The sequence below is a fragment of the Nakamurella aerolata genome, from assembly GCF_013002705.1.
Classification (GTDB): domain Bacteria; phylum Actinomycetota; class Actinomycetes; order Mycobacteriales; family Nakamurellaceae; genus Nakamurella; species Nakamurella aerolata.
Genome location: NZ_JABEND010000002.1, coordinates 598843 through 622462 on the forward strand (window position 1 = coordinate 598843; position 23620 = coordinate 622462).

At 70.3% G+C, this 23620-nt stretch carries 19 protein-coding genes and 1 tRNA gene; 15 read left to right on the forward strand and 5 right to left on the reverse strand.

Features of this window, described 5'->3' with window-relative positions:
* Nucleotides 1-97: 97 nt before the first annotated feature.
* Both HKD39_RS05955 and HKD39_RS05960 read left to right on the forward strand, forming a co-directional pair.
* Nucleotides 98-811, forward strand: a complete 714-nt coding sequence (locus HKD39_RS05955) for a uracil-DNA glycosylase family protein (RefSeq protein ID WP_171198864.1) — start codon at nucleotides 98-100, stop codon at nucleotides 809-811.
* A 61-nt stretch (nucleotides 812-872) separates the two neighbouring features.
* Nucleotides 873-946: transfer RNA gene (locus HKD39_RS05960), tRNA-Leu, on the forward strand.
* 127 nt (nucleotides 947-1073) lie between these two features.
* Here the strand turns inward: HKD39_RS05960 and HKD39_RS05965 are convergent.
* Complete coding sequence (locus HKD39_RS05965; RefSeq protein WP_171198865.1) at nucleotides 1074-1526, reverse strand: hypothetical protein; 453 nt, start codon at nucleotides 1524-1526, stop codon at nucleotides 1074-1076.
* 78 nt (nucleotides 1527-1604) lie between these two features.
* Here HKD39_RS05965 and HKD39_RS05970 point away from each other — a divergent pair, with 78 nt between their 5' ends.
* Together HKD39_RS05970 and HKD39_RS05975 are read left to right on the forward strand one after the other, a co-directional pair.
* The gene (locus tag HKD39_RS05970) at nucleotides 1605-2750 is read left to right on the forward strand and encodes a TetR/AcrR family transcriptional regulator (RefSeq protein ID WP_212754029.1); all 1146 of its coding nucleotides are present in this window, start codon (nucleotides 1605-1607) and stop codon (nucleotides 2748-2750) included.
* Between the two features lie 276 nt (nucleotides 2751-3026).
* Entirely contained in the window at nucleotides 3027-3776 is a 750-nt protein-coding gene (locus HKD39_RS05975) for a Bax inhibitor-1/YccA family protein (RefSeq protein ID WP_171199003.1), read from the forward strand.
* 276 nt (nucleotides 3777-4052) lie between these two features.
* On the opposite strand, the gene HKD39_RS05980 is transcribed toward HKD39_RS05975, so the two are convergent.
* Nucleotides 4053-5261, reverse strand: coding sequence for an SGNH/GDSL hydrolase family protein (locus HKD39_RS05980; protein WP_171198867.1), 1209 nt, complete (start codon nucleotides 5259-5261; stop codon nucleotides 4053-4055).
* A gap of 343 nt (nucleotides 5262-5604) precedes the next feature.
* On the opposite strand from HKD39_RS05980, the gene HKD39_RS05985 reads away from it, so the two are divergent.
* From HKD39_RS05985 to ilvA, 4 genes are all read left to right on the forward strand, one after another.
* Nucleotides 5605-6969, forward strand: coding sequence for a cystathionine beta-synthase (locus HKD39_RS05985; RefSeq protein WP_171198868.1), 1365 nt, complete (start codon nucleotides 5605-5607; stop codon nucleotides 6967-6969).
* Nucleotides 6970-7069: 100 nt separating this feature from the next.
* Nucleotides 7070-8305, forward strand: a complete 1236-nt coding sequence (locus HKD39_RS05990) for a cystathionine gamma-synthase (protein ID WP_171198870.1) — start codon at nucleotides 7070-7072, stop codon at nucleotides 8303-8305.
* Between the two features lie 251 nt (nucleotides 8306-8556).
* The gene (locus HKD39_RS05995; RefSeq protein ID WP_171198872.1) at nucleotides 8557-9837 is read left to right on the forward strand and encodes an ROK family protein; all 1281 of its coding nucleotides are present in this window, start codon (nucleotides 8557-8559) and stop codon (nucleotides 9835-9837) included.
* A gap of 39 nt (nucleotides 9838-9876) precedes the next feature.
* Nucleotides 9877-11088, forward strand: coding sequence for a threonine ammonia-lyase (ilvA, locus tag HKD39_RS06000; RefSeq protein WP_171198874.1), 1212 nt, complete (start codon nucleotides 9877-9879; stop codon nucleotides 11086-11088).
* A 105-nt stretch (nucleotides 11089-11193) separates the two neighbouring features.
* Here the strand turns inward: ilvA and greA are convergent, their stop codons facing one another.
* Complete coding sequence (gene greA / locus HKD39_RS06005) at nucleotides 11194-11688, reverse strand: transcription elongation factor GreA (protein ID WP_171198875.1); 495 nt, start codon at nucleotides 11686-11688, stop codon at nucleotides 11194-11196.
* An 848-nt stretch (nucleotides 11689-12536) separates the two neighbouring features.
* Between greA and mca the strand changes: the two genes are divergently transcribed.
* Nucleotides 12537-13460: a mycothiol conjugate amidase Mca gene (mca, locus tag HKD39_RS06010; protein ID WP_343074620.1), complete on the forward strand. Its 924-nt coding sequence runs from the start codon at nucleotides 12537-12539 to the stop codon at nucleotides 13458-13460.
* Nucleotides 13461-13480: 20 nt separating this feature from the next.
* A complete protein-coding gene (locus HKD39_RS06015; protein ID WP_171198877.1) occupies nucleotides 13481-13957 on the forward strand; it encodes a hypothetical protein in 477 nt (158 codons plus the stop codon).
* Here HKD39_RS06015 and trhA read toward each other — a convergent pair.
* On the reverse strand, nucleotides 13916-14596 hold the full coding sequence (gene trhA / locus HKD39_RS06020; RefSeq protein ID WP_171198878.1) for a PAQR family membrane homeostasis protein TrhA: 681 nt from the start codon (nucleotides 14594-14596) through the stop codon (nucleotides 13916-13918). The two genes, HKD39_RS06015 and trhA, sit on opposite strands and share 42 nt — an antisense overlap.
* A 159-nt stretch (nucleotides 14597-14755) precedes the next feature.
* Here trhA and HKD39_RS06025 point away from each other — a divergent pair, with 159 nt between their 5' ends.
* The 5 genes from HKD39_RS06025 to HKD39_RS06045 all read left to right on the forward strand — a co-directional run bounded on the left by HKD39_RS06025 (nucleotide 14756) and on the right by HKD39_RS06045 (nucleotide 21705).
* On the forward strand, nucleotides 14756-15562 hold the full coding sequence (locus tag HKD39_RS06025) for an isoprenyl transferase (RefSeq protein WP_171198880.1): 807 nt from the start codon (nucleotides 14756-14758) through the stop codon (nucleotides 15560-15562).
* A gap of 98 nt (nucleotides 15563-15660) precedes the next feature.
* Nucleotides 15661-16914 carry a lysylphosphatidylglycerol synthase transmembrane domain-containing protein gene (locus HKD39_RS06030; RefSeq protein ID WP_171198882.1) on the forward strand — a complete coding sequence of 418 codons (1254 nt, stop codon included), beginning with the start codon at nucleotides 15661-15663 and terminating at the stop codon, nucleotides 16912-16914.
* Nucleotides 16911-18971, forward strand: coding sequence for a methyltransferase domain-containing protein (locus HKD39_RS06035; RefSeq protein WP_171198884.1), 2061 nt, complete (start codon nucleotides 16911-16913; stop codon nucleotides 18969-18971). Before HKD39_RS06030 ends, HKD39_RS06035 begins: the two co-directional genes overlap by 4 nt.
* Before the next feature lie 189 nt (nucleotides 18972-19160).
* Nucleotides 19161-19898 carry a response regulator transcription factor gene (locus HKD39_RS06040; protein ID WP_171198885.1) on the forward strand — a complete coding sequence of 246 codons (738 nt, stop codon included), beginning with the start codon at nucleotides 19161-19163 and terminating at the stop codon, nucleotides 19896-19898.
* A complete protein-coding gene (locus tag HKD39_RS06045) occupies nucleotides 19879-21705 on the forward strand; it encodes a sensor histidine kinase (RefSeq protein WP_171198887.1) in 1827 nt (608 codons plus the stop codon). The genes HKD39_RS06040 and HKD39_RS06045 overlap by 20 nt, the downstream gene beginning before the upstream one ends.
* A gap of 7 nt (nucleotides 21706-21712) precedes the next feature.
* Here the strand turns inward: HKD39_RS06045 and HKD39_RS06050 are convergent, their stop codons facing one another.
* Complete coding sequence (locus HKD39_RS06050; RefSeq protein WP_171198889.1) at nucleotides 21713-23365, reverse strand: polysaccharide deacetylase family protein; 1653 nt, start codon at nucleotides 23363-23365, stop codon at nucleotides 21713-21715.
* Between the last annotated feature and the right edge of the window lie 255 nt (nucleotides 23366-23620).

Below are 23620 nucleotides of genomic sequence, written 5' to 3' on the forward strand. Positions count from 1 at the left end.
GCCGCCGGGTGCTGCCCACCTGTCATGGTTTGGCCCTGACCTCTGACACCAAACTCCGACACCGACCTCTGACACCGACCTCTGACACCATCGACCCGTGACGCCATCCCCAGCACAGCGCCTGCTCGCGCTGGACACCGAGATCGCCGGGTGCCGGCGGTGCCCGCGGCTGGTGGCCTGGCGGGAGCAGGTGGCCAGGGACAAGCGGGCGTCGTTCGCCGACCAAACCTATTGGGGCAGACCGGTCCCAGGATTCGGCCCGGTCGACGCACGGATCGGCATTGTCGGGTTGGCGCCGGCCGCGCACGGCGCCAACCGGACCGGGCGGATGTTCACCGGAGACCGTTCCGGCGACTTTCTGTATGCCGCGCTCCACCGGGCCGGGTTGGCGTCACAGCCCGATGCGGTGTCGATCGACGACGGGTTGACGCTGCGCGACGTCCGCATCACCGCGCCGGTGCACTGCGCACCGCCGGACAACAAGCCAACCCCGGCCGAGCGCGACAACTGCGCCCCTTACCTGGCCAGCGAGCTGGACATTCTGCACGATCTCCGGGTGGTGATCGTGCTCGGCTCGTTCGGCTGGCAGGCAATGCTGAAGACGCTCGGGCAGCAAGGCTGGCCGGTGCCGCGGCCCCGACCGAAATTCGCGCACGGCGCGGAACTGCGGCTCACTAACGGGTCTGGGCGATCGCTGACGCTGCTCGGGTGCTTCCACGTCAGCCAACAGAACACCTTCACCGGGCGGCTCACCCCTGCCATGCTGGGCGACGTGGTGAACCGCGCCAAGCAGCTCTCCGCCGTGAGCTGAGGCGCGCCGTACCCTAAGACGCGAATCGGCCGGTTCCGCCTGTCGCGGCGCCGGCGGCGCCGCCCCTGTAGCCCAATCGGCAGAGGCAGCCGACTTAAAATCGGCACAGTGTGGGTTCGAGTCCCACCGGGGGCACCGATCTTGCGGTGGAGTCCACAAGCGCACACCTTTCGGTACCGCACCACCGGTGCAGCCGGCCGAACGAGTTGCGTTGTGCGAGAAGCGTTGTGCTCGCGCGGATGTGGGTCAGCTCGACCCGCGCTCACCGGCGACGCCAGACCAGCGCGCAGACCCACACACCGATCAGGCACGGCAGCAGCGCGACCAATCCGATCTCGAGCGGGTACACCCGCTGGCCGTATTCGGTGGTCAGCAGTAGGGCGACGGCCAAGGCGACTCCGACCAGCAGGGCAGCACCGCACCACCAGCGCAGCCAGCTGCGTCCGGTTCGGGCCGCGTGAGCGGTGACCCACCAGGCCGCGAGACCCAGCCCGGCGACCACGAACGCAATGGTGATCAGGATCGACCCGGAACCCGCGGCTCTGTCGGCGCCGATGTATGGCCGCTCCAGCGCGGTGACGCGATCGCTGATGGCTCCGGAGCGGACGAGGGTGACGACGGCGAGCAGGGCGCTGCCGGCGGCTCCGCTCCAGAGCGCTGCCCGCAGTTGGCGATCGATGCCGACAGCTGGGGCGGATTGGTGAACGGCGGTCATGGGGGAGTCCTCTCGTGAACGAGTCGAGTTAGAACTTGAGACATTGTGTCTCAAGAAAGACTAGCGCAGGATAGGGCCATGGCAAAGAGCGTTCCCGGCCAGACCAAGCGCGCTCCGCAGAGCCCGGGCACCGCCCGGAGCACGAGTCCCGGCCAAACCAAGCGCAACCCGCAGACCCCGCGCACGAGCATCGGGCGGTTCAAGCGCACCGGGCAGACCGCGAGCACGGGGCCTGCCACGGGCACAACGCAGACCGAGCGCACCGGGCAGAGCGCCAGCCCGGGGCCGGGCACCGGGGTGGCGCGCCGGCGACAACGGCTGTCGGACGCCGAGACAGCCGATCGCATGCTCGCCGCGGCCAGGGCCATGGTGGTGGACGGCGGACTCACCGTCAGCCTTGAGCACTTGAGCTTCGAGGATGTGATCAGGGACGCCGGGGTGGCGCGCAGCGCCGTCTACCGCCGCTGGCCGTACAAGGACTTGTTCTGGGCCGACGTGCTGGTGGAGTTGGCGTCCGGAGTGGCCCCCGCGGTGCGCGCCAACCAGGACGCGATTGCTGCGGTGAACAGCACGCTGCTGGGTTGGGCCGACCGGCTCGAGCAGCCCGGCGCTCGGCTCGCCGCGGCCGCAGATGCGTTGCAGCAGGGCGCTTTGCGGGAGTTCGCATCGTTCGACTCCTCACCGCAGTGGCGCACCTACTTCGCGATCCATGCCACCTACTTCTCGCTGCCCGATGCTGAGCTGCGCGAGCGGGTCGGAGCCGCACTCGTGCTGGCGGAGGACGCCTTCAATGCCGACCTGGCCGACAGCTATCGATCCATTGCCGACATGCTTGGGTTGCGGGTCAAGCCGGCGACCGGTCTGGACTTCCCTGCGATCGCGGTGCTGGCGATGGGCTTGATCCGTGGATTGGTGTTGATGGCACCGGGCAATCCGCAGATCGCCGCCCGCCGGTTCCCGGCGCCCGCCGCTGACGCCGAACCCAGGCCCGCCGCTGACGCCGGACCCAGGGCCGCCGACGTCCCCGTCGCCGATGCTGGTGATGGCGACGCGCACTCCGGGTGGTCACTGCCGGCGGTGGGGCTCGCCGCGCTCACCGTCGACCAGCTGGAAGCAGACCCGGCCGTGCGCTGGGACGCGGCCCGAACCGACCGGCTGCGCAACGCGCTCACCAAGTCGTCCTGGGCACCAGGGCCGGCGGGCACAGCTGGGAACCGGCACTGACCATCCAGCACTCGCCATCCAGCACGGAACGAGCACTGAACAACCAGCACGGAACGAGTACTGAACATCCAGCACGGAACGAGCACTGAACATCCAGCACTGAGCGGGCACGGAACGAGCGCTGAACATCGGGAACTGATTGGCTCGTCACGGCGTTACACAAAACGGAAGCGGCCCCCAGAGAACAGCCGGCCGCAGATCAGCGACTGAATCACGCTGGTTCGATCCCCTGAGACGGAGGAGACCGTGCCCAGTTCCAACCCGGCATTCCAGAACATGCAGCGGGTGATCGACGCACCGCAGGCGCCGACCGCCGACACCCTGCAGAACATGTACAACCAGCCCAGCTACGCCAAGCCGGCGCAGCCGATGGACCGTGGCCTGACCCTTGACGACGTGGTCGCCAAGACCGCGACGCTGCTCGGTGTCGCGCTGATCGTCGGTGTGCTGACCGCGTACTTCAACCTGCAGATGCTGGCGATTCCCGGCGCCCTTGTCGGCTTCGGCATCGCGCTGTTCGTGATCTTCAAGCGGTCGACCAACCCCGCGCTGATCACCGCCTACTCGGTGGCCGAGGGTGCCTTCCTCGGCGCCGTCACCAGCGTCTTCAACGCGCATTTCCCCGGCATCGCCTACCAGGCCGTGCTCGGCACCGCCGGCGTCTTCATCGGCATGCTGATCGTCTACAAGACCGGCGTCATCCGGGTGACACCCAAGTTCACCAAGGTCGTCGTCGGCGCGATGATCGGCCTCGTCATCCTGATGCTGGCCAACCTGGTTGCCTCGTTCTTCATCGACGGCGGGCTCGGCCTGCGCGATGGCGGCACCCTCGCCATCATCTTCTCGGTGGTCGCGATCATCATCGCCGCGCTGAGCTTCATGCTCGACTTCGAGGCGATCGACCAGGCCATCAAGGCCGGCGCCCCGGCGAAGACCGCCTGGTACTTCTCGTTCGGGCTGATGGTCACCCTGGTGTGGCTGTACCTGGAGATCCTGCGCCTGCTCGGCTATCTGCGCAGCGAGTGACCGGCTGGCACCGACGCCGATCAGACCCTGGGACATCCCCGGCGCAACCCGAACTGAAGCCAACCACCACCCGAACTGAATGACGAGCGCAACCCCAGGCCCGCAGCCGGACGACCTGATCCGTCGGCTGCGGGCCTGGCCCGTCTCGTCCTGGACCGCGGAGCGGCGGGCCGCCGTCAGGGCGACCATGCACCAGCTGGTGGCACTCTCGGCGGCGCCGGCCCAACCGCTGCCCGAGCTCGCGGCGACCAGCTACCCGGACCAGCTGGCCGTGCTCTACCGCGAGGCCGTGCTCGATGGTGACGCCGTGCTCGATGGTGACGCCGTGCTCGATGGTGACGCGGTGCTCGATGGCGAGGCGGTGCTCGATGGTGACGCGGTGCTCGATCGCGAGGCGCGCGGGGGCGCCGGCGGCACCAACCCGCCCGCGGCCGCGGCTGCTGCCGATCGACTGCTCGCCGACCTGGCCGCCAGGCTCGGCTGGCGCTGACGACGGCGCTGATCGGCCGGGCGGCTCAGCCTGCCCGCCCAGCGGCGTAGCGCTGTGCGCGCGGCGTCCAGCACCGCCGGCCGCATCGCCGCCACCGCTCGGGCGTAACCGGCGGCGCTGGGGTGGAACCCGTCGGCGAAGAACAGATCAGGCCGACCCCGGAAGCCGGGGGAGACCAGCCGGCCGATCGGCACCACCGCACCGCCCGCCGCCGTGACCGCCCGCGCCTGCGCCCCCGCCAACCGATGCGACCAGCGGGTCACCAGGGTGCGCAGCGGTTGCGGGATCGGCGCGATCACCCCGAAATCGGGACAGGTGGCCACCACCACCTCGATGTGCTGCCGGCGCAGCGCCGCCACCGCGGCGCCGAGCCGGACCGCCGCCCGGTGCGGTGGCACCTGCCCGGTGATGTCGTTCGCTCCGATGACGATCACCGCAACGTCGACGCCGGCTGCGGCCGCGCGGCGCACCTGCCCGATCAACTCATTCGACGTCGCCCCGACCCGGCCAACGGTGAGCAGCCGCACCGGACGCCCGAGCTCGTCGGCGACCTCGCGACTCAACAACACCCCGGGCAACTCGTCCGGCAGTTCGCAGCCGTAGCCGACCGCGGTGGAGTCGCCCAGCAGCACCAGCGACAGCGCCCGTTCACCGGGCTCGCCATCGGTCGTTCGGTGACCGCCCGGAGCGGCGCCGGGAAAATAGGTTCCGTCGCCGTTCGGCGGCGGGATGTCGCCGAGCGCCGTTGCCGATCCCGGTGGGATCGCGCCGGCGGCGACCGCGGCGTTGACCGCCGCCTCCTCGATGGCGGTGCTGGTTGCCTTGGCCTGCCGCTGCATCGTGGTCCACGCCAACGCGGCCGCGCCGATCACGGCGGTGACGGCCGCCGCTGCCGCCGGCGTCGCGGCATGGCGCCCGCCGGCCGTGGCCCGGCCCTGGCCCGGGTCCTGATGCCGACCCTGTTCCCGATTCCCCTGTTCCCGATTCCCGACCATTGACGCTCCTGCTGCTGCCATTCCCACCGCTGACGGCCACCTGACCGTGCCTCATTGCTACACCCGGTTCACCAGGCCGGGACCGCCGGGGTTGGTCGCGCAGGGCCGCGGTCGGGTGCGCGGTCGGGTGCACGGACGGACGGGCCGCGGCCCGGCAGTTCAGCGCGACGGACGCCGGCGCCGCCGTCGGCCATGACGGGCCGCCGCCCACCGGCCCGGCGGCAGCTAGCCTGAAGGCGGTCGCCGCCGGGCAAGTGGTCAGCCGGTCACCTGGTGATCGGTCGCCATGGTCACCATGTGCGACTCGCACCGGCGAGCATTCATCGAACGGAGGGACGCACGGGTGAAGTACGCGGAATCGGTGGTGGACCTGGTCGGCGGCACGCCGCTGGTCAAGCTCAACGCGCTCACCGAAGGGCTGGCACCGCTGGTGCTGGCCAAGGTGGAATACGTCAACCCAGGTGGCAGCGTCAAAGACCGCATCGCGCTCAAGATGATCGAGGCGGCTGAGGCGTCCGGGGAGCTGCAGCCCGGCGGCACCATCGTCGAACCAACCTCGGGCAACACCGGTGTGGGGCTGGCGCTGGTGGCCCAGCAACGCGGGTACAAGTGCATCTTCGTCTGCCCCGACAAGGTCAGCGAGGACAAGCGAAACGTGTTGCGCGCCTACGGTGCCGAGGTGGTCGTCTGCCCGACGGCTGTCGCGCCGGACGACCCAGATTCGTACTACTCGGTGTCCGACCGGCTGGTCCGCGAGACCCCGGGTGCCTGGAAACCCGACCAGTACTCCAACCCCAACAACCCGGCGAGTCACTACGCCTCCACCGGGCCGGAGATCTGGGCGGACACCGACGGCAAGATCACCCACTTCGTCGCCGGGGTCGGCACCGGCGGCACCATCTCCGGCACCGGCCGTTACCTGAAAGAGCAGTCCGGCGGCAAGGTGCAGGTGATCGGCGCCGACCCGGAGGGCAGCGTCTATTCCGGCGGCACCGGTCGGCCGTACCTGGTGGAGGGTGTCGGCGAAGATTTCTGGCCGGACGCCTACGACCGCGACGTCGCCGACCGGATCGTCCCGGTCTCCGACGCCGAATCGTTCGAGGTGACCAGGCGACTGGCCCGTGAGGAGGGGCTGCTGGTCGGTGGCTCCTGCGGGATGGCGGTGGCCGCCGCGTTGGAGGTCGCCAAAGACCTCACCGCTGACGACGTGCTGGTGGTGCTGCTGCCGGACGGCGGGCGCGGCTACCTGTCGAAAATCTTCTCCGATTCGTGGATGGCGTCGTACGGGTTCCTGGCCAGGGACGACTCGGCGACCGTCGGGGATGTGTTGCGCGCCAAGGGCGGCGAGCTGCCGGCGCTGGTGCACACCCATCCCACCGAGACGGTCCGCGACGCCGTCGAGATTCTGCACGAGTACTCGGTGTCGCAGATGCCGGTGGTCAACGCCGAGCCGCCGGTGATGGCCGGCGAGGTGGCGGGTTCGGTCAGCGAAAAAGCGTTGCTGGACAAGCTGTTCTCCGGTGCCGCCGCGCCGGCCGATCAGGTGTCCAAGCATATGGACCCGCCGTTCCCGTTGGTCGGCGCCGGCGAGCCGGTGGCCGCCGCCCGGACCGCGCTGGAGAGCGTCGACGCGGTGATGGTGGTGGAGGACGGCAAGCCCGCAGGCGTGTTGACCCGCGCCGACCTGTTGGCCTTCCTGGCCAGTTGACGGCCAGCCCGCCGACGCGAGCCCGCCGCCACCAGCCAAGCAGCACCAGTACTCACAGCGCGCCCACCGGCGCACCGCAGCCAGAACAGGACATCCACCCATGACGCAGCCACCCGTGACGCAGCCGCCCGATCAGCCAGCAGCACAGCCCAGCAATCACGGCGGGCCCGTCGACGGGACATCGCCCTGGGCCGACGACGGGTTTGCCACCAAGGCGATCCATGCCGGGCAGGAGCCCGAGGAGCGGACCGGCGCGGTGGCGGTGCCGATCTTCCAGACCTCGACCTACGCGCAGGATCAGGTCGGTATCACCCGGGCCGGCTACGACTACTCAAGGGCAGGCAATCCCACCCGCACCGCGCTGGAAGAAGCCCTCTCCGCGCTGGAGAACGGAAGGCACACAGCGGCTTTCGCCTCCGGCATGGCCGCAGCCGACGCCGCGCTGCGGGCCCTGCTGCGGCCCGGTGACCACCTGATCATCCCGATCGACGCCTACGGCGGGACCTTCCGGCTGATCGACAAGATCGCGGTGCCGTGGGGCGTCAGCTACACCGCGGTGCCGCTGGGCGACACCGGCGCCGTCCGCGCCGCCCTGCGGCCCGAGACCAAGCTGATCTGGTGCGAGACGCCGACCAACCCGCTGCTCGGCATCGCCGACATCGCCGCGCTCGCCGACATCGCCCATGGCGCTCCTGGTGGTGCGAAACTGTTGGTGGACAACACCTTCGCCACTGCGTACCTGCAGCAACCGCTGGAACTCGGGGCCGACGTGGTGCTGCACTCCACCACCAAGTACATCGGCGGCCACTCCGACGTGATCGGCGGATCGCTCACCACCGCCGACGACGAGATCGGCGAGCAGTTCGCTTTCCATGCCAAGTCGATGGGCGGAGTGGCCGGACCGTTCGACTCCTGGCTCACCTTGCGCGGGGTGAAAACCCTTGCGGTGCGGATGGATCGGCACTGCGACAACGCCGAGCAGATCGTCGAGCTGCTCACCGAAAACCCGAAGGTCGGCACCGTCTACTACCCGGGGCTGCCCGAGCACCCCGGCCACCAGGTGGCAGCACGGCAGATGCGCCGGTTCGGCGGCATGGTCAGCTTCCGGGTGCGCGGCGGCCAGGAAGAAGCAGTGAAAATCTGCTCGCGGACCCGACTGTTCACGCTCGGCGAGTCGCTGGGCGGTGTCGAATCGCTGATCGAGGTGCCCGCGCTGATGACGCACATGAGCGTCGCCGGTTCCGAACTGGAGGTTCCCGCCGACCTGATCCGGATCTCCGTCGGCATCGAGGACATCGACGACCTGATGACCGATCTTGCCGACGCCCTCGCCTGACCGGTTCCGACGGGGACCCAGGGCGACGACGCGGCGGCAGCCACCCGCGCCGACGCGCCCCGCCCACAGCGCGCCGCCGCCACCACCTGCACGTCCCACCTGCGGACACCAGCCGCCTGCGACACTGCCGCCGACGGCTCTTCGACGGGGTGGCTGCGGCATTGGTTCCGCCGTGATCCGGTGAGAATTCCACCGCGCCCACTTCGGGAAAATCCCTGCGCGACAGCGGTTCTGTTCGGAACAATCACGGCATGATCGCCCAGCGCAACCCGACCGGACCGGCTCGTACCGGGGCGTCCGAGGCCGCCCGCAACCGCGCGGACGATGTGGTCGATGTCGATCCGCTGCTGCTGCCGGCCGACGATCCCGATGCCACCGCACGGATGTCGCCGGAGGACTACGACTGGTACACCGCCGCTGGGCTCGACAAGAACGACGAAGCCGAACTCCGTGACGAGCACTTCCAGGCCGAGCACAGCGCGCTGGCGCTGGTGCTGCGCGCCGACCAGCTCGAGGTTGCGGTGGTCGCCGGGCACGGCGAGGTGATCGCCCGCCAGGTCAGCGCCAGAATCGACGGGCTGTGGGACGACCCCGCTGCGGCAATGGGCGAACTGCGCGAGCGGGTGGCAGAAGTGCTGCATGCCATCGACGTGATCGATCCGCTGCGGTTGGCCGGCATCGGCGTCGCCGTCGACGGCCAGGTCAACGCCAGGACCGGCGACGTCAGCTTCACCACTGCCGACCAGCCGGAACTGCCCATTGCGTTGCGCGACATGCTGAATGAGGAGTTCGCCGTCGCCGCCGACCAGAGCGCAGAGCGCATCCGGCTGCTCAGCACCGGCGCCGCGGTTGGCGCCGCCGAACACTGGCGCGGTGCTGCCGTCGGCCGGCCCAACGCGCTGATCCTGCAACTGGACGACACCATCGAGGGTGCGCTGGTGCTTGACGGTGAACTGCTGACCGGGCCGACCGGAAATGCCGGCCGCATCGGACATATCAGCGTCGACCCGTACGGCCCGGAGTGCCGCTGCGGCGGCCGCGGCTGCCTGCAGGCGATCGCCGGCGGCGCCGCCATCGTCGACTGGGCCATCGGCCACGGATCCGCGCGCAAGCCCACCGCGCACCGCTCGCCCGGCCCCGGCGCCACGGTCCGGCCGGCTGCCGCGGCCGGTGCGGGCGGCGCCGCCCGCGAGTTGCTGCCGCACGCCGACGTCCTCGGCGTTGCCGCCGCCGCCCGGCGCGGCGACCCGGTGGCGCTGGCGACGTTCCGGCGAGCCGGCGAGGCCATCGGCCAGGCGCTGGCCGGTGCGGTCACCCTGCTCGACCTTGACGTGGTGGTGTTGGCCGGCGCGCTGGCCGGGGTCGGTCCGGTGCTCTTCGACCCCATCGCTGACGGCTACGAGTGTTACGCGGCGCTGCCGTACGCCAGTGGGCCGCGCATCATCCCGGCCGTGCTCGGCGCCGACGCCGCCAGCATCGGCGCCGCCGCCGGGTTGCTGGCCCGCGGGTGCGTGCCGCAGCGTCCGTCCTGAGCGCACCCGGCCAGGGCCGGATGCGGCAGGATCGAGCCCATGGCGCCCGTCAGTGTTGAGGCAATCGAACAAACCAGACAGCTGCTGGAGCCGGTGATCCGGCTGACTCCGATGGAGTCGTCGCGGCCGCTGTCCGAACGGGTCGGCGGCCCGGTCTACCTCAAGTGCGAGAACCTGCAGCGCACCGGCTCCTTCAAGATCCGCGGCGCCTACACCAGGCTGTCCCGGCTCAGCGCCGACGAGAAGGCGGCCGGTGTGGTGGCCGCCAGCGCCGGCAACCATGCCCAGGGGGTGGCGCTGGCGGCACAGCTTCTCGGTATCGAGGCCACCGTCTTCATGCCGGTCGGGGCGTCGATCGCCAAGCTGCAGGCCACCCGCGCGTACGGGGCGACGGTGCACCTGGTCGGCAACACGCTTGACGAGGCGATCGACCACGCCAAGGAATACATCGCCGAGCACGGCGGCGTCATGGTGCACCCGTTCGACCACGAGGACATTCTCGGCGGCCAGGGCACCGTCGGACTGGAGATCCTCGAGCAGGTGCCGGACGTGCGCACCGTTGTGGTGGCGCTCGGCGGCGGCGGCCTGATCTCCGGCATCGCCGCCGCGATCAAACCGCAGCGTCCCGACGTCACCATCGTCGGTGTGCAGGCGGCGCAGGCCGCGGCCTGGCCAGGGTCACTGGAGGCCGGCAAGCCGGTGCGGCTCACCCAGATGTCGACGCTGGCCGACGGTATCGCCGTCGGCGAGCCGTCGGCGCTGACCTACGCGCACGTCTCCGACCTGGTCGACGAGGTGATCACGGTCGACGAGGACGAGCTGGCCAGGGCGATGGTGCTGCTGCTGGAACGGGCCAAGCTGGTGGTGGAGCCGGCCGGCGTCGCCGGTGTCGCCTCGGTGCTGGCCAACCCCGAACACTTCGAACCGCCCGTGGTGGTGGTGTTGTCCGGCGGCAACATCGACCCGTTGCTGATGGTGCACGTCGCCGAGCACGGCCTGGTGTCGGCCGGGCGGTTCCTGTCGCTGCGGCTGGAAATATCCGACCGGCCGGGGTCGCTGGCCAGGCTGCTGGCGCTGATCGGTGGCCTCGGCGCCAGCGTCGTCGACCTTGAGCAGTCCCGGCTCGGCAGCGGGCTGCCGTTGGGCGACGTCGAGGTGGCGCTGCGGCTGGAATGCCGCGGCCGGGAGCACCGCGACGAGGTGGTCAGGTCGCTGGCCGACGCCGGCTACCGAGTGCTGTCCGCCGGCTGACAGCCGACCGAAACAACGCCGACCGAAACAACGCCGACCGAAACGACACCGGGCCGCCCCGCGCTCGGCGGTGGCGGCCCGGTGTTCGGGGTTCTGGTCAGACGCTCACGCGTCGAACGGCTCGCACTTGAGGATCGACACCTTCTGGGTGCTGCCGTTGGGCAACTCGTACTCGCGGGACTCGCCGACGGTGGCGCCGAGAATGGCGGCGCCGAGCGGCGACTGCGGCGAGTACACCTGCAGCGAGCCGTGCGCGCCCTCCTCGCGGGAGCCGAGCAGGAAGGTCTCCTGGTCGTCCTCGTCACCGTCGTAGGCGACCGTCACCACGGTGCCGGGCTCAACGGTGCCGTCGGACTCCGGTCGGACGCCGACCTGGGCCTCGTTCAGCAGCTCCTGGAGCTGCCGGATGCGGGCCTCCTGCTTGCCCTGCTCGTCGCGGGCCGCGTGATAGCCACCGTTCTCTTTCAGATCGCCCTCCTCGCGGCGGGCGTTGATCTCGGCGGCGATCACCGGACGGTTGGCGATCAGATCGTCCAGCTCCGCCTTGAGCCGGTCGTAAGCCTCCTGGGTGAGCCAGGTGCTGGCGGCGGTCTCGCTCATGGCGTCTCCTACATGCTCGGGAAGATCAGTCCGATCTTCGGCGAACGGCCCGACAACGCATCGGACCGGTGAGTCCGAACGCGCAGTGGCTGAATTGTCGTCGCCGCTACCGAGGTAGCGACCGGCCGCCGCGCATTCCGGGCTCAATAAACTGCTGGCGCACGCGATGGATTGCACGTGCGCCGGTAAGCCCACTTGCCTGCAGCGAGCCCTCACAAACACGGATGCGGCCCGACGCTGAGCGATCTCTGCACCGTGGGCAGGGAAGTCAGCCGGGCCGCGTGTGTGGCATCAAGGCTAGCACGCTCGGGCACTCCGACCGGCTGATTTGGTCGATCGCGGCTGGCCGGCGGGTGCTCCCGACCAGGCACCGGACCATCCGCCGATCACCCGTCGGGCAACGGCCGAGCAGCAGACCGACGGCGCCGCCGATACCCGGCGGCCACCCGCCGGGTGGGCAACATCGGCCGCGGACGACGGGGGACAATGGACAGGTCGGGGCTATCTGGCGCCCCGGTTCAACACGCTGCCCGACCGTGCCGGCGACACCGGGGCGAGCGGTGGCAGGAAGGCAAGACGTGACGTCGATGAGCAATGTGACCGGGTCCGCTGGCACCGAAACGGCCGGGACGGGGGTCGCCGGCACCGCGGGTGCTGCGCCCGGTGCTGCCGCGGCCGGTGCTGCCGGGTCGGGCGAGATCGATCCGGCGGTCGGTGAGACCGGCGTCGAGGGTTCGCCGGCAGCTCCGGCACCGGCCGCCGCAGGAGCGTCCGCGTCGCGCACCGGCCCGAACTCGGCGCTCGACGCCGGCGCCAGGGACCAGCGCGCCGCCGCAGCACCGCTGCGCATGATGGCCGTGCACGCCCACCCGGACGACGAGTCCAGCAAGGGTGCAGCGACCCTGGCCAAGTACTCCGACGAGGGCATCGGCGTGATGGTGGTCTCCTGCACCGGCGGTGAGCGCGGTGACGTCCTCAACCCGAAGTTCGCCGCTGCGGTGGAATCGGGCGCGGTGGACATGCCGGCGCTGCGGCAGCGCGAAATGGCCGACGCCGCAAGCATTCTGGGGATCTCACACGTGTGGCTCGGATTTCACGACTCCGGCTATCACGAGGGTGAGCCGGACACCTGGCAGCTGCCGCCGGACAGCTTCGGTGCGCTCGACCCCGACGTCGAGATCGAGGCGCTGGTCCGGGTGGTGCGGCGGTTCCGCCCGCAGGTGATGACCACCTACGACGAGAACGGCGGCTACCCGCACCCCGACCACATCCGCTGCCACGTCATCTCGATGGCGGCCTTCGACGCCGCCGCCGATCCGGCCCGGTACCCGGATGCGGGTGAGCCGTGGCAGGTCAGCAAGATCTACTACAACGGCGGCTTCTCCCGGACCCGGCTGACCGCGATCAACGAGGCGGTGAAGTCGGCCACCGGCACCGGCCCGTTCGACGAATGGATCGCCAGGATCGAAGAGAGCGGCCGCCCGGACCGCAGCGACCGGATCACCACAAGAGTGCCGGTGGGCGAGTACCTCGAGCGGCGGGACGCCGCACTGCGGGCGCACGCCACCCAGATCGATCCGGACGCGCACTGGTTCGCCGTGCCGCGGGAGATCGAGGCAAAGGTCTGGGGCACAGACGACTACGAGCTCGCCGAGAGCCGCATTCCGGTTCAGCTGCCCGAGGACGACCTGTTCGCCGGGCTGCGCCCCTCGGCCTCGGTCGGTGCCGGATCGGCTGACGCCGGTTCTCGATCCGAGCGGGAGTCGGCATGAACGTCGCGGCTGCGGTCGTGATGCTGGCGGCGCCGCCGCAGCCGCCGGCCGGCGCCGGCCCGGAGTGGGGCAAGGCCGCGCCGATCGGCCTGTTGATCATCCTGTTGATGGCGGCGGCGTTCTTCTTCCTGATGCGCAACATGAGCCGCAAGGTCAAGCGGGTCAAGCTGGCCGCGGCGCAGCAGGAAGCAGCGCATCAGGCACGCGTTGCGCATGAAGAAGGACGCGTTGCCGATGAAGAGGAAGAAGCGGAGCCCGCCGCGGCGGGCGAGCACCGGGCCGCTGCCGGCGACGATGCTGGGGACCTCGACCCGGCGCCCGTCACCGTCGACCCGGCGCCCGTCACCGGCGATCCTACGCCCGTCACCGACGACCAGGCGCGCGTCGGCGAAGACCAGAACTCGGGCCCGGCATCGGCGCGCACGTCCAGCAGCCCGCGCCCGGCAGCGGGGAAGTCAGCTGAACAGCAGCAGCCAGATGGCCACGCAGTGACATAGCGCCGCCAGCGAAACGCAGGCGTGGAAGAACTCGTGGTAGCCGAAGGTGGCCGGCCACGGGTTCGGCCGGCGGGTGGCGTAGAACACCGCGCCGACGGTGTAGAGCAGGCCGCCGACCATGATGAGCACGGTGGCAGAAACGCTGGCGTGCAACAGGTCAGGCAGCACGAACACCGCCACCCAGCCCAGCGCGATGTAGATCGGCACCCCCAGCCAGCGCGGCGCCGCCGGCCACAGCATCTTGAGCGCCACCCCGCCGAACGCGCCGATCCAGATCACCGTCAACACAACGGTGCTGGTCGGCGGGTGCAGCGCCAGCGCCGCCACCGGCGTGTAGGTACCCGCGATGAACAGGAAGATCATCGAGTGGTCGGCGCGCTTCATCCAGGTGCGGCTGCGCAACGACCGCCAGGTGTGCAGATGGTAGGTGGCGCTGATAGAGAACAGCCCGATCACCGTCAGCCCGTAGATCGAGGTGGCCACCGCCGCGCCCGGTCCGACGGTCGCCGCTGCGATCACCACCAGCACGATCGCGGTGACGGCCGCCACCGTCGCCGAGTACAGGTGGATCCAGCCGCGGGCCCGCGGACGCGTCACCGCCGGGGCGGTCGGGTTGGCGCTTGGCGCGGCGAGGCTCATGACGTCAACTATCCCGGTCCGGTCGGCTGCGGGCCAGCGGCAGCGGCAAGCTGCGCGCGGATTCACAGCCCACCGGGCGACGTCGCCGGCGTTTTCGGCATCGCGGCCGGGCGCCGGATCGATGGCCCTGACGGGTCGGCTGGTGGGTAGGGTGGGCGCGTGAGGTTGCCGGGTGTCCTTTACCGCCTGTACGAGCGCAAGCTCACCAGAGAACTCGTCGGGGCGCAGATCCCGCACCACGTCGGACTGCTGATCGACGGCAACCGGCGGTGGGCTCGCAAGGCCGGCTTCGAGAACGTCAGCGACGGCCACCGGGTCGGCGCCCAACACATCGCCGACCTGCTGCAGTGGTGTGCCCAGGCCGGCATCGGCACCGTCACGGTGTGGCTGCTGTCCACCGACAACCTGCGCCGCAGCGACGACGAGATCGCCGCGCTGCTGGCGATCATCCCGGACGTCGCCGACGAGATCGCCGCGGACGGGCAGCCGTTCCGGTTGCGGGTGGTGGGTGCGCTCGAGCTGCTGCCGAGCCAGGTGGCCACCCGGCTGCGCGAGGCCGAGGCGCGCACCGCCGACCGCACCGGGCTGGTGGTGAACCTGGCGGTGGGCTATGGCGGACGTCAGGAGATTGTCGACGCGGTGCGGTCGCTGCTGCGTGAGACCGCGGACCGGGCCGCCACCGACGGGGCCGAGCTGGCCGGTGGCGCCGGCGGGATCGATACCCAGCAGCTGATCGATTCGGTCACCATCGACGCGGTGTCCGAGCACCTGTACACCTCGGGTCAGCCGGACCCCGATCTGGTGATCCGCACCTCGGGCGAGCAGCGGCTGTCGGGCTTTCTGCTGTGGCAGAGCGCGCATTCGGAGTTCTGGTTCTGCGAGGCTTACTGGCCCGACTTCCGCAGGGTCGACTTTCTCCGGGCGCTCCGGGATTTCGCGGCGCGGCATCGGCGCTTCGGCACCTGACACGCGGCCTAGACTTGCTCGACCGTCTGCGACGGCCGTGGCAACGCATTCAGCGGGTGGACGCACCCAGCCGTGGGGAGAGGAGACGACGAACACCCATGACGGATCCGGTGTCGCCGACCGACGGCGGGCAGCAGCATCCCGCGGCCGACCCGGCCGACCCGGCCGTCCCGCAGCGGCGCCGATCGATGCGCAGCACCCTGATGGGCGCGTTGCGCTGGGTGTTCATTCTCGTCGTCGTCGCGGTGCTGGTGTGGACCGTCGCCAAGAACTGGGACGGGCTGGTTGCGGCGCTGCACAAACTCAACCCCGGCCTCGTCGTCGTTGCGCTGGTGCTCTTCATGGGATCGGCGGTGAGCGGGTTCTTCGCCTGGCGAGAGTTGTTGGCAGCGCAGGGGTCTCGGCTGCCGATGCGCCCCGCCGCCGGGGTCTTCTTCATCGGGCAGCTGGCCAAATACGTGCCGGGCGGGGTCTGGAACATCGTCGCGCAGGCCAGCCTGGCCCGGCGGTTCCGGGTACCCCGCGGGCACAGTGCCACCGCCGGGGCGATGGCGATGCTGATCGCCCTGCCGGTCTCCGCCGCGGTGGCCGGGATCAGCCTGGCGTTCTCCGGTCACGAGGTTCTCGGGCGGTACTGGTGGGCGCTGCTGCTGGTGGTGCCCGTGCCGTTGATCGTGCACCCGCGGGTGCTCGGCAAGCTCTTCGCGCTGGTCGAGCGGGTCACCGGGCGCACCCTGCCGTCGCCGGCACTCAGCGGCACCGCGGTCGCCGTTGTGGTGCTGTGCACGGTGATCAACATGGTGCTGTGCGGCGTGCACCTGTGGGTGCTGGCCTCAGCAGTCGCCGATCGGCAGCCGTCCATCCTGCTGTGCATCGGGATCTTCTCGCTGGCCTGGGTGGCCGGCCCGCTGCTGGTGATCGCGCCGGCCGGAGCCGGCGTCAGGGAAGCGATCATCGTGCTCGGCTTCTCCGGCTACATGAACACCGGCAGCGCGCTGATGGTGGCGTTGGTGTCGCGCATGCTCAGCATCCTGGCCGACGTCCTGCTGGCCGGGTTCGCGGCGCTCATCGCCAGGGGCAGCGTCCGGCGAGCCGGTGCGGCGACCGCTGCGGGCACGGCGAGCGCCGGGTCTCGTCCGGTCGTGGCCGCCGGTGACCACACCGCCGTTGGCGACACCGCTGTTGGCGACACCGCTGTTGGCGACACCGCTGTTGGCGACACCGCCGTCGGCGGCGACGTCCCAGGGGGCGACACCTCAGTGCCCCCAGCGGGTCCGCCCGGTGCCGCCAGCGCCGCCGGCCGCCGCAGCAACTCCGACCACGGACCCACGCAAGGAGTGGAACCCGCGTGAGCGCACCGAACCCAGCAGCGCCGACACCCGCCTCGGCGCAGCCGCAACATGCACAGCCGCAACATGCACAGCCGCAACGTGCACAGCCGCACAATGCCGAGTCGCGGCCGCACGGAGCACACAGCGCCGAGGCGCACCCGCACAGCGCCGAGGCGCTGGGCCGGACGCTCACCTTCGTGGCCTTCGGCACCTACCAGGCCGACTCCCACCCCAGGGTCAGGGTGCTCATCGAAGGCCTGCGGGAACTGGGGCACCGGGTGGTCGAACTCAACGAACCGCTCGGGCTTTCGACCGCCGACCGGGTGTCCATGCTCAAGCAGCCATGGCGGGTACCGGCGCTCGGCGCCCGGCTGGTCAACCGCTGGTGGACGCTGGCCAGGCGCGGCCGGAAACTGCGCAAGCGGTTCGCCGCAGACGGGCAGCAGCCGGACGCGGTGTTGGTCGGCTACCTCGGTCACTTCGACGTGCACCTGGCCCGGCGGGTGTTCAAGGGCACCCCGATCGTGTTGGACCACTTGATCTTTGCCGCCGGAACCGCGAAGGACCGCGGGCAGAAGTCGCAGCTCATCGGGCGGGCTCTCGGCGCTATCGACCAGCGCGCGTTGGCCGCCGCCGACGTCATCGTGGTGGACACCGCTGAGCACCAGCAGCGAGTTCCGGATGAGCTTCGCGACCGTTCGGTGGTGTGCCCGGTGGGGGCCGACGAGTCTTGGTTCAGGGCCGGGACCGAATCCGCCGCCGACGGCACGAGCGGCGACGGCCCGCTGTCCGTCGTCTTCTACGGGCTGTACACCCCGCTGCAGGGCGCAACGGTGATCGGCGCGGCCGCCGCCCAACTGGCCGGTGCCCCGGTTCGGATCACCATGATCGGCAAGGGCCAGGAGCGTGCGGCCGCCGAGCAGGCGGCCGGCGCCGCCGCGCAGGTTGATTGGGTGGATTGGGTACCGGCGGCCGAACTCCCCGCCATCGTCGCGGCCCACGACGTTGCCCTCGGCATCTTCGGTGGCACGGTCAAGGCCCGTGAGGTGGTACCGAACAAGGTGTATCAGGCCGCAGCGGCGGGCTGCGCCATCGTCACCGCGGACACGCCTCCGCAGCGCCGGGTGCTGGGCGAGGCAGCCGAACTCGTTGCGCCGCAAGCAGACCGACTGGCGGCCGACCTGCGGCGGCTGGCCGGCGACCGCGAGTTGCTGGCCGAGCGACGCCGGCAGGCCGGCGCACTGGCCGCGGCCGAGTTCACTCCTTGGGCGGTGGCGGCCCCGTTGGTGGCTAAGGTATGCCCCGTGACTAACACGTCCGGAAGTGCTCCTGCCCCCTCGACCAAGGCGCCGGCGGCGCCGCTGTCGCCCAGAGCGGCGCTGCGCTGGCCGCTGATCAAGCGCGGCACCCGACGGGTCGCGCCGCGCCGGCTGCTCGAGATCGGCGCTGGTCAAGGCGCTATGGGTGCCAGGTTGGTCGGCCTGACGGACTACTACCTCGCCGTTGAACCGGACGAGACGTCGTACCAGGCGGCCAAGTCGCGGATCGAGCCGCGCGGCGGCACCGTGGTCAACGGCACCAGCGACGATCTCACCGATCCGGAACCGTTCGACCTGGTGTGCGCCTTCGAGGTGCTCGAGCACCTGGAGGACGACGCCGGTGCCCTGCGCAGCTGGGCGCCGCTGGTGGCGCCCGGCGGGTACGTCCTGGTGTCGGTGCCGGCCTGGCAGCACATGTTCGGGCCGTGGGACAAGGCCGTCGGACACTACCGCAGGTATTCGCCGGACGAGCTCTCACAGTTGTTCTCCGACAACGGATTCGAGCCGGTCGACGTCAGCCTGTACGGCTGGCCGCTGGCCTTCGCGCTCGAGGCGATCCGCAACCGGGTGGCCACCGGCGAGCCGAAGTCGGAGGAGTCGGCCTCGCAGCAGACCGCCGAGTCCGGTCGCTGGCTGCAGCCGTCGAGGAAGATCAGCGAGCTGGCCGTCGATATCGGCATCCTGCCGTTCCAGGGGCTGCAGCGACTGGTGCCCAGCAAGGGCAACGGCATCGTGGCGCTGGCCCGCAAGCGTTCCTGACCGCGACGGACCCCCGGCCCGACACCCAAGGGGCTAGGGTTCGTTCTCATCCGGTTCACAGCGACCGGTCAGCTTGCGCGGGCGTTGCTGTGATGCGCTGTCTGTGCGGTCCGCGGTCGGAAACCAGAGCGCGGCGCTGATCGAACTGCCGGTCACCGGGTACCGGGACACACGCACGAAGGAGCGAGCATGTCGACTGCTGGACGCCTGCTGGTGGTGGACGACGAGCCGTCGCTGCAAGACATTGTGGCGACCTCCATGCGGTTCCTCGGCTACGACGTCTCGGTGGCGGCAACCGGCAGGGAAGCGGTGAAGGCCGCCACCGAATCGCAACCCGACCTGATCATCCTCGACGTAATGCTGCCCGACTTCGACGGGCTCGAGGTGATGCGCAGGGTGCGCGCCGCCGGGGTCGATGCCGGCGTGGTTTTCCTGTCAGCGCGGGACACCCCGGCGGACAAGATCGCCGGGCTGCAGGCCGGCGGTGACGACTACGTCACCAAGCCGTTCGGGCTGGAGGAACTGGCTGCCAGGGTGTCGGCAGTGCTGCGCCGGGTGCGCCCCGAGGCGGAGAGCGCCGGGCAGATGACGGTCGCCGACCTCACCCTCGACCCGGAGACCTACCAGGTGACGCGGGCCGGCAAGGAGGTCGACCTGGCGCCGACCGAGTACAAGATGCTTCGACATCTGATGCTCAACGTCGGGGTGGTGCTGTCCCGCCGGCAGCTGCTGGACGCGGTGTGGGGCGCGGATTTCTACGGCGACGACTCGGTGGTCGCCACCTACATCTCGTACCTGCGCCGGAAGATCGACACCGACGGACTCGAACCGCTGATCCACACACATCGCGGGTTCGGCTATGTGTTGCGGGCTCCGCGAAAGAGCGGAACCGCCAGCGGCGGTACCGATGTCAGCACCTCGTCCTGATCAGGACCCAAGGGTTCAGCGGCGCGAGCCGCTCGCCGGGCCCGGCTCGGCCGCACCGATCACCGGCGGTCTGCGCACCCCGCTGCCGACCGCCCTCAACCGCAAGGACGCGGCGCCGTCCTACCCGGCGTTCCGGCCGCGTCGGTGGACGCTCAGGGCCAGGCTGACCGCGCTGATGCTGGTGATCGCGGCGGCGGCCATGGGCACCGTCGACATCCTGCTGCCGATCAACCTGCGCAGTTCGCTGTCCGACTCGATGGACACCAACCTGCGCACGGTGATCGCCTCGATCCAGCAGCCGTTCAACGTCCGCAGCCTCGCCTACGAGGCGCCCAGCTCCGACGTGGGGCTGACCCTGGTGACCACCGACGGCGTCGCCAAGGTGGTGCGGGCCTCGACCGCCGCCGGCGACGCCAACCCGCAGGTCGGCTCCAGCCCGCCCACCACCGGCATCGCCACCGTCGGCGACGTGCACACCAGAGCCAAGTACCGGATCCTCGCGGTGGCGATCCGGGACGTGGAAACCAACGCGCGGGCCGGGTACGTCGTCGCCTGGGCACCGCTGGCACCGATGTCGGAGGCGGTCGGCGAACTGGTGGTCACCGCGCTGTTGATCACCGCTGCGGTGTTGATCCTGCTCGGCGCGGTGGCCAGCGTGGTGATCAGGCGAGAACTCAAACCTCTTGAGGCGATGGCGACCGCGGCGGACGACATTGCTGCCGGCGACCTCGGCCGGCGTGTCTACCCGGGCTCGGCCGGCACCGAGGTGGCCAGGCTGGGCTATGCGTTCAACGGGATGCTCGACGGCATCTCGCAGTTGTTGGACGAACGGGCCCGCAACGAGCAACGGATGCGGCAGTTCCTCGCCGATGCCAGCCACGAACTGCGCACCCCGGTGGCGGCGGTGCGCGGCTACACCGATCTGTACAAGGCCGGGATGCTGCCCGAGGACGAAGCGGTCGGCCGGGCGATGCAGCGGATGGGTTTCGAGGCCGACCGGATGGGCGCGTTGGTCGGTGATCTGTTGACGCTGATCCAGGCGGACAACGAGGGCGCCGAGAAGTACGAGCCGGTCGATCTTGCCGAGGTGTTGACCGGGGTGGTCGACGACGCCGCGGTGATCGACCCGACCCGCACCTGGCGGATGCTGGACGCCGGCGGCCGGGTGAACCCGCAGGTGGGCACCCCGCCCGACCCGGAGAGTGAGGACTACGTCCGCTCCGGTGCCGGGGACCGGCAGACCGACCCGCACGGGTTCGCGCCGGTAGGCTCGCCGCGGCCGCTGGTGATCGGCGACCGGCACCGGTTGCATCAGGTGTTCGCCAACCTGCTGGCGAACATCCGCACCCACACCGACCCCGGAACCGTCGCCACCGTTCAGGTCGGCGTCACCGGGGGTGAGGTGACGGTGGTGGTCAGCGACAACGGGCCGGGCGTCAGCGACGCCGACCTGCCCAAGCTGTTCGACCGGTTCTACCGGGTCGATGCCTCGCGCAGCCGCATCAAGGGCGGCACCGGGCTCGGCCTTTCCATCGTGTCGGCGATCGTCCGCAACCACCGCGGGCGGGTCACCGCTTCGCACACCCCCGGCGGCGGACTGACCACAACGGTCACCCTGCCGCTGTGGCTGGAACCGCTGAAAACCCCTGGGGCACCGTCGAAAACGGCGGATCACCCCGACGGGGCGGACGCCGCTGACACGCCGAGGACGAGCGAGCGCAGCGGCCCGATCTCGCTGGGCAGCGGCGGCCTTGCGCAGCGGCTGACCGGCGGGCAGCGACGCAACCGGTCACAGCAACGGCCGTGACCGAGGATCAGGAACCGCTCCCGGAGATCGACGGCGGACGCGCCGGATCCAACACCGACTTGGTGTCGAAGAAGGCGTCGAGCACCTTCCGGCCGTCCAGCTCGGCCTTCATGCTGAGGCCGTCGACGTTGATCCTTGCCTCCCTGAGGTAGCCGTCGCCCCACTGACCCCAGGCGGTGGTCGAACCGTCAACGTTGAAGTAGAACGAGTAGCCCTGGCCCTTGAGGTAGTCGTACTTGTCGCCGGAATACTCGGCCACCCCGGAGATGTCGGCGCCGAACGGATAGATCAACAGGTCCGTCTTGCCGACGATCGGAGCCACGTCCGACATCCACTTCTCGTTGTCGCTCCTGATGCGGTCGACCGATGACTTGGTGAAGTTGATGTGCCCCCACGAGTGTGAGGCGAACTCCCAGCCCTCCTTCTTCATGGCGTCGGCGACCTTGGTGGCGGTGGCGATGTCCTGCTTGAGGTTCTTGTTCTTGCCGGCGTACTCGCTGGGTGACGAGCGGTAGCCGAGGGCGCCGTTGTAGCCGGTCAGCGCGACAACGCCGCGAGCACCGGCGTGCGAGAAGTCGGGATTCTTGCGGATGAAATCGTCCACCATCGGCATCACGTCGTACGAGCCCTGCTTGGTGGTGCCGGCCGCGTCGGTATAGGTGTTGAGCACTCGGCCGTTGTCGGCGACCACCAGCTTCGAGGCGAACCCGTCGCCTTCCATGTACTCGTAGTACGAGACGTCGTCCACCGAAAGTACAAGCGGCTTCTTGCCTTTCGGCAGTTTCAGCGGTTTGGGCTTGATGCTGCCGTCGGCTTGCACGGTGGCCAGTTGGTGCGGGCTGACCAGCACGTAGTTGTTGTCGTACAGCTGCTGCAGGATCTTGCCGAACTCCCGCTGGGTCACCATGTAGTCGAGATAACCGGCGCCGGACTCTTGGTCGCTGAAGGCCCGCTTCGGATCGACCACCAGCGAATGGAAGAACAGGTGCGGCACCATCGAGTTGTCGTCCCAGAGCTCGGTGTCCTTCGAGGTGTCCACCGGCGGCATGGCGCCCGCGCTCGGGTCTGTCGGCTTGCCGGACGACGGCTTGCCCGCAGTCGGCTTGGTCGGTGCCGGCTTGCTGCTCTGCGCGGTGGAGGCGTCGGGTTTCGCGCTGGACGCGCCGGTTCCGGACCCGGACGCGCCGGTGCCCGACCCGGACGCGCCGGTGCCCGACGCGGGATAGCCGGTGCCGCCGGTGGCACCGCCGGGCGCTGCCGACCCGGTGCCCGTTGCGCCGGCGTCGGTCGATGAGCCGCCGCCGGCGTCGCTGGGCGGCACGGTCACCTGCACGGTCTCGGTGACCGGTGCCGAGTTGCCGGCGCCGGAACTGCACGCAGCCAGCACCGTCACCGGCACCAGCAGCGCGGCGCCCCAGCGCGCGGTGCGCGCCCGGCTCTGCCACCGGGACCTGGAAGATGCGCGGACCTGGCGACCGCCGGCCGCCGGTTGGTCGGGCAGTCGAGCCTGCCTGGTGTGCTCTGGCGTCAAACCGCGGTGGTGCACAGCGTTGGACCTTCCCGAGTCGGTCTTGTTGGCGCGCTTATTTGACCTGTTGACCTGGTGGCCAAGGAAACGGGCCAGGACGGCACGGACGCCGCCCTCTGCCCATGGTGTCATGCGGGCCCCGCGCGCAGCGGGAGATCCCGGCCGTCAGCGCCGGGCGACGGACGGTGACTGCCCGAGAACCGTTGCGGTGACCGGTGGATGGGCACCGCATACACCCCGTCCGGCCAACGGAAGTTCATCCGCTGGTTGCGTGTGTCGTCGCCGATCGGCTCGCGCCGGGCCGGTAGCGTCCGCGGTGCGGGCCGTGGGGAAGCGGTCCGCACGGGAGGCCCCGAAACATGACGTCAAGCCCGGGCGGATCAGCCG

Excerpts from the sequence above, each read along its gene's own strand:
- HKD39_RS05965 (WP_171198865.1), bottom strand. The coding sequence starts at position 1,526 with ATGACCGCCGTTCACCAATCCGCCCCAGCTGTCGGCATCGATCGCCAA.
- HKD39_RS05970 (WP_212754029.1), top strand. The coding sequence starts at position 1,605 with ATGGCAAAGAGCGTTCCCGGCCAGACCAAGCGCGCTCCGCAGAGCCCG.
- HKD39_RS05975 (WP_171199003.1), top strand. The coding sequence starts at position 3,027 with ATGCAGCGGGTGATCGACGCACCGCAGGCGCCGACCGCCGACACCCTG.
- HKD39_RS05980 (WP_171198867.1), bottom strand. The coding sequence starts at position 5,261 with ATGGTCGGGAATCGGGAACAGGGGAATCGGGAACAGGGTCGGCATCAG.
- HKD39_RS05990 (WP_171198870.1), top strand. The coding sequence starts at position 7,070 with ATGACGCAGCCACCCGTGACGCAGCCGCCCGATCAGCCAGCAGCACAG.
- HKD39_RS05995 (WP_171198872.1), top strand. The coding sequence starts at position 8,557 with ATGATCGCCCAGCGCAACCCGACCGGACCGGCTCGTACCGGGGCGTCC.
- ilvA (WP_171198874.1), top strand. The coding sequence starts at position 9,877 with ATGGCGCCCGTCAGTGTTGAGGCAATCGAACAAACCAGACAGCTGCTG.
- greA (WP_171198875.1), bottom strand. The coding sequence starts at position 11,688 with ATGAGCGAGACCGCCGCCAGCACCTGGCTCACCCAGGAGGCTTACGAC.
- mca (WP_343074620.1), top strand. The coding sequence starts at position 12,537 with ATGATGGCCGTGCACGCCCACCCGGACGACGAGTCCAGCAAGGGTGCA.
- HKD39_RS06015 (WP_171198877.1), top strand. The coding sequence starts at position 13,481 with ATGCTGGCGGCGCCGCCGCAGCCGCCGGCCGGCGCCGGCCCGGAGTGG.
- trhA (WP_171198878.1), bottom strand. The coding sequence starts at position 14,596 with ATGAGCCTCGCCGCGCCAAGCGCCAACCCGACCGCCCCGGCGGTGACG.
- HKD39_RS06030 (WP_171198882.1), top strand. The coding sequence starts at position 15,661 with ATGACGGATCCGGTGTCGCCGACCGACGGCGGGCAGCAGCATCCCGCG.
- HKD39_RS06040 (WP_171198885.1), top strand. The coding sequence starts at position 19,161 with ATGTCGACTGCTGGACGCCTGCTGGTGGTGGACGACGAGCCGTCGCTG.
- HKD39_RS06045 (WP_171198887.1), top strand. The coding sequence starts at position 19,879 with ATGTCAGCACCTCGTCCTGATCAGGACCCAAGGGTTCAGCGGCGCGAG.
- HKD39_RS06050 (WP_171198889.1), bottom strand. The coding sequence starts at position 23,365 with ATGACACCATGGGCAGAGGGCGGCGTCCGTGCCGTCCTGGCCCGTTTC.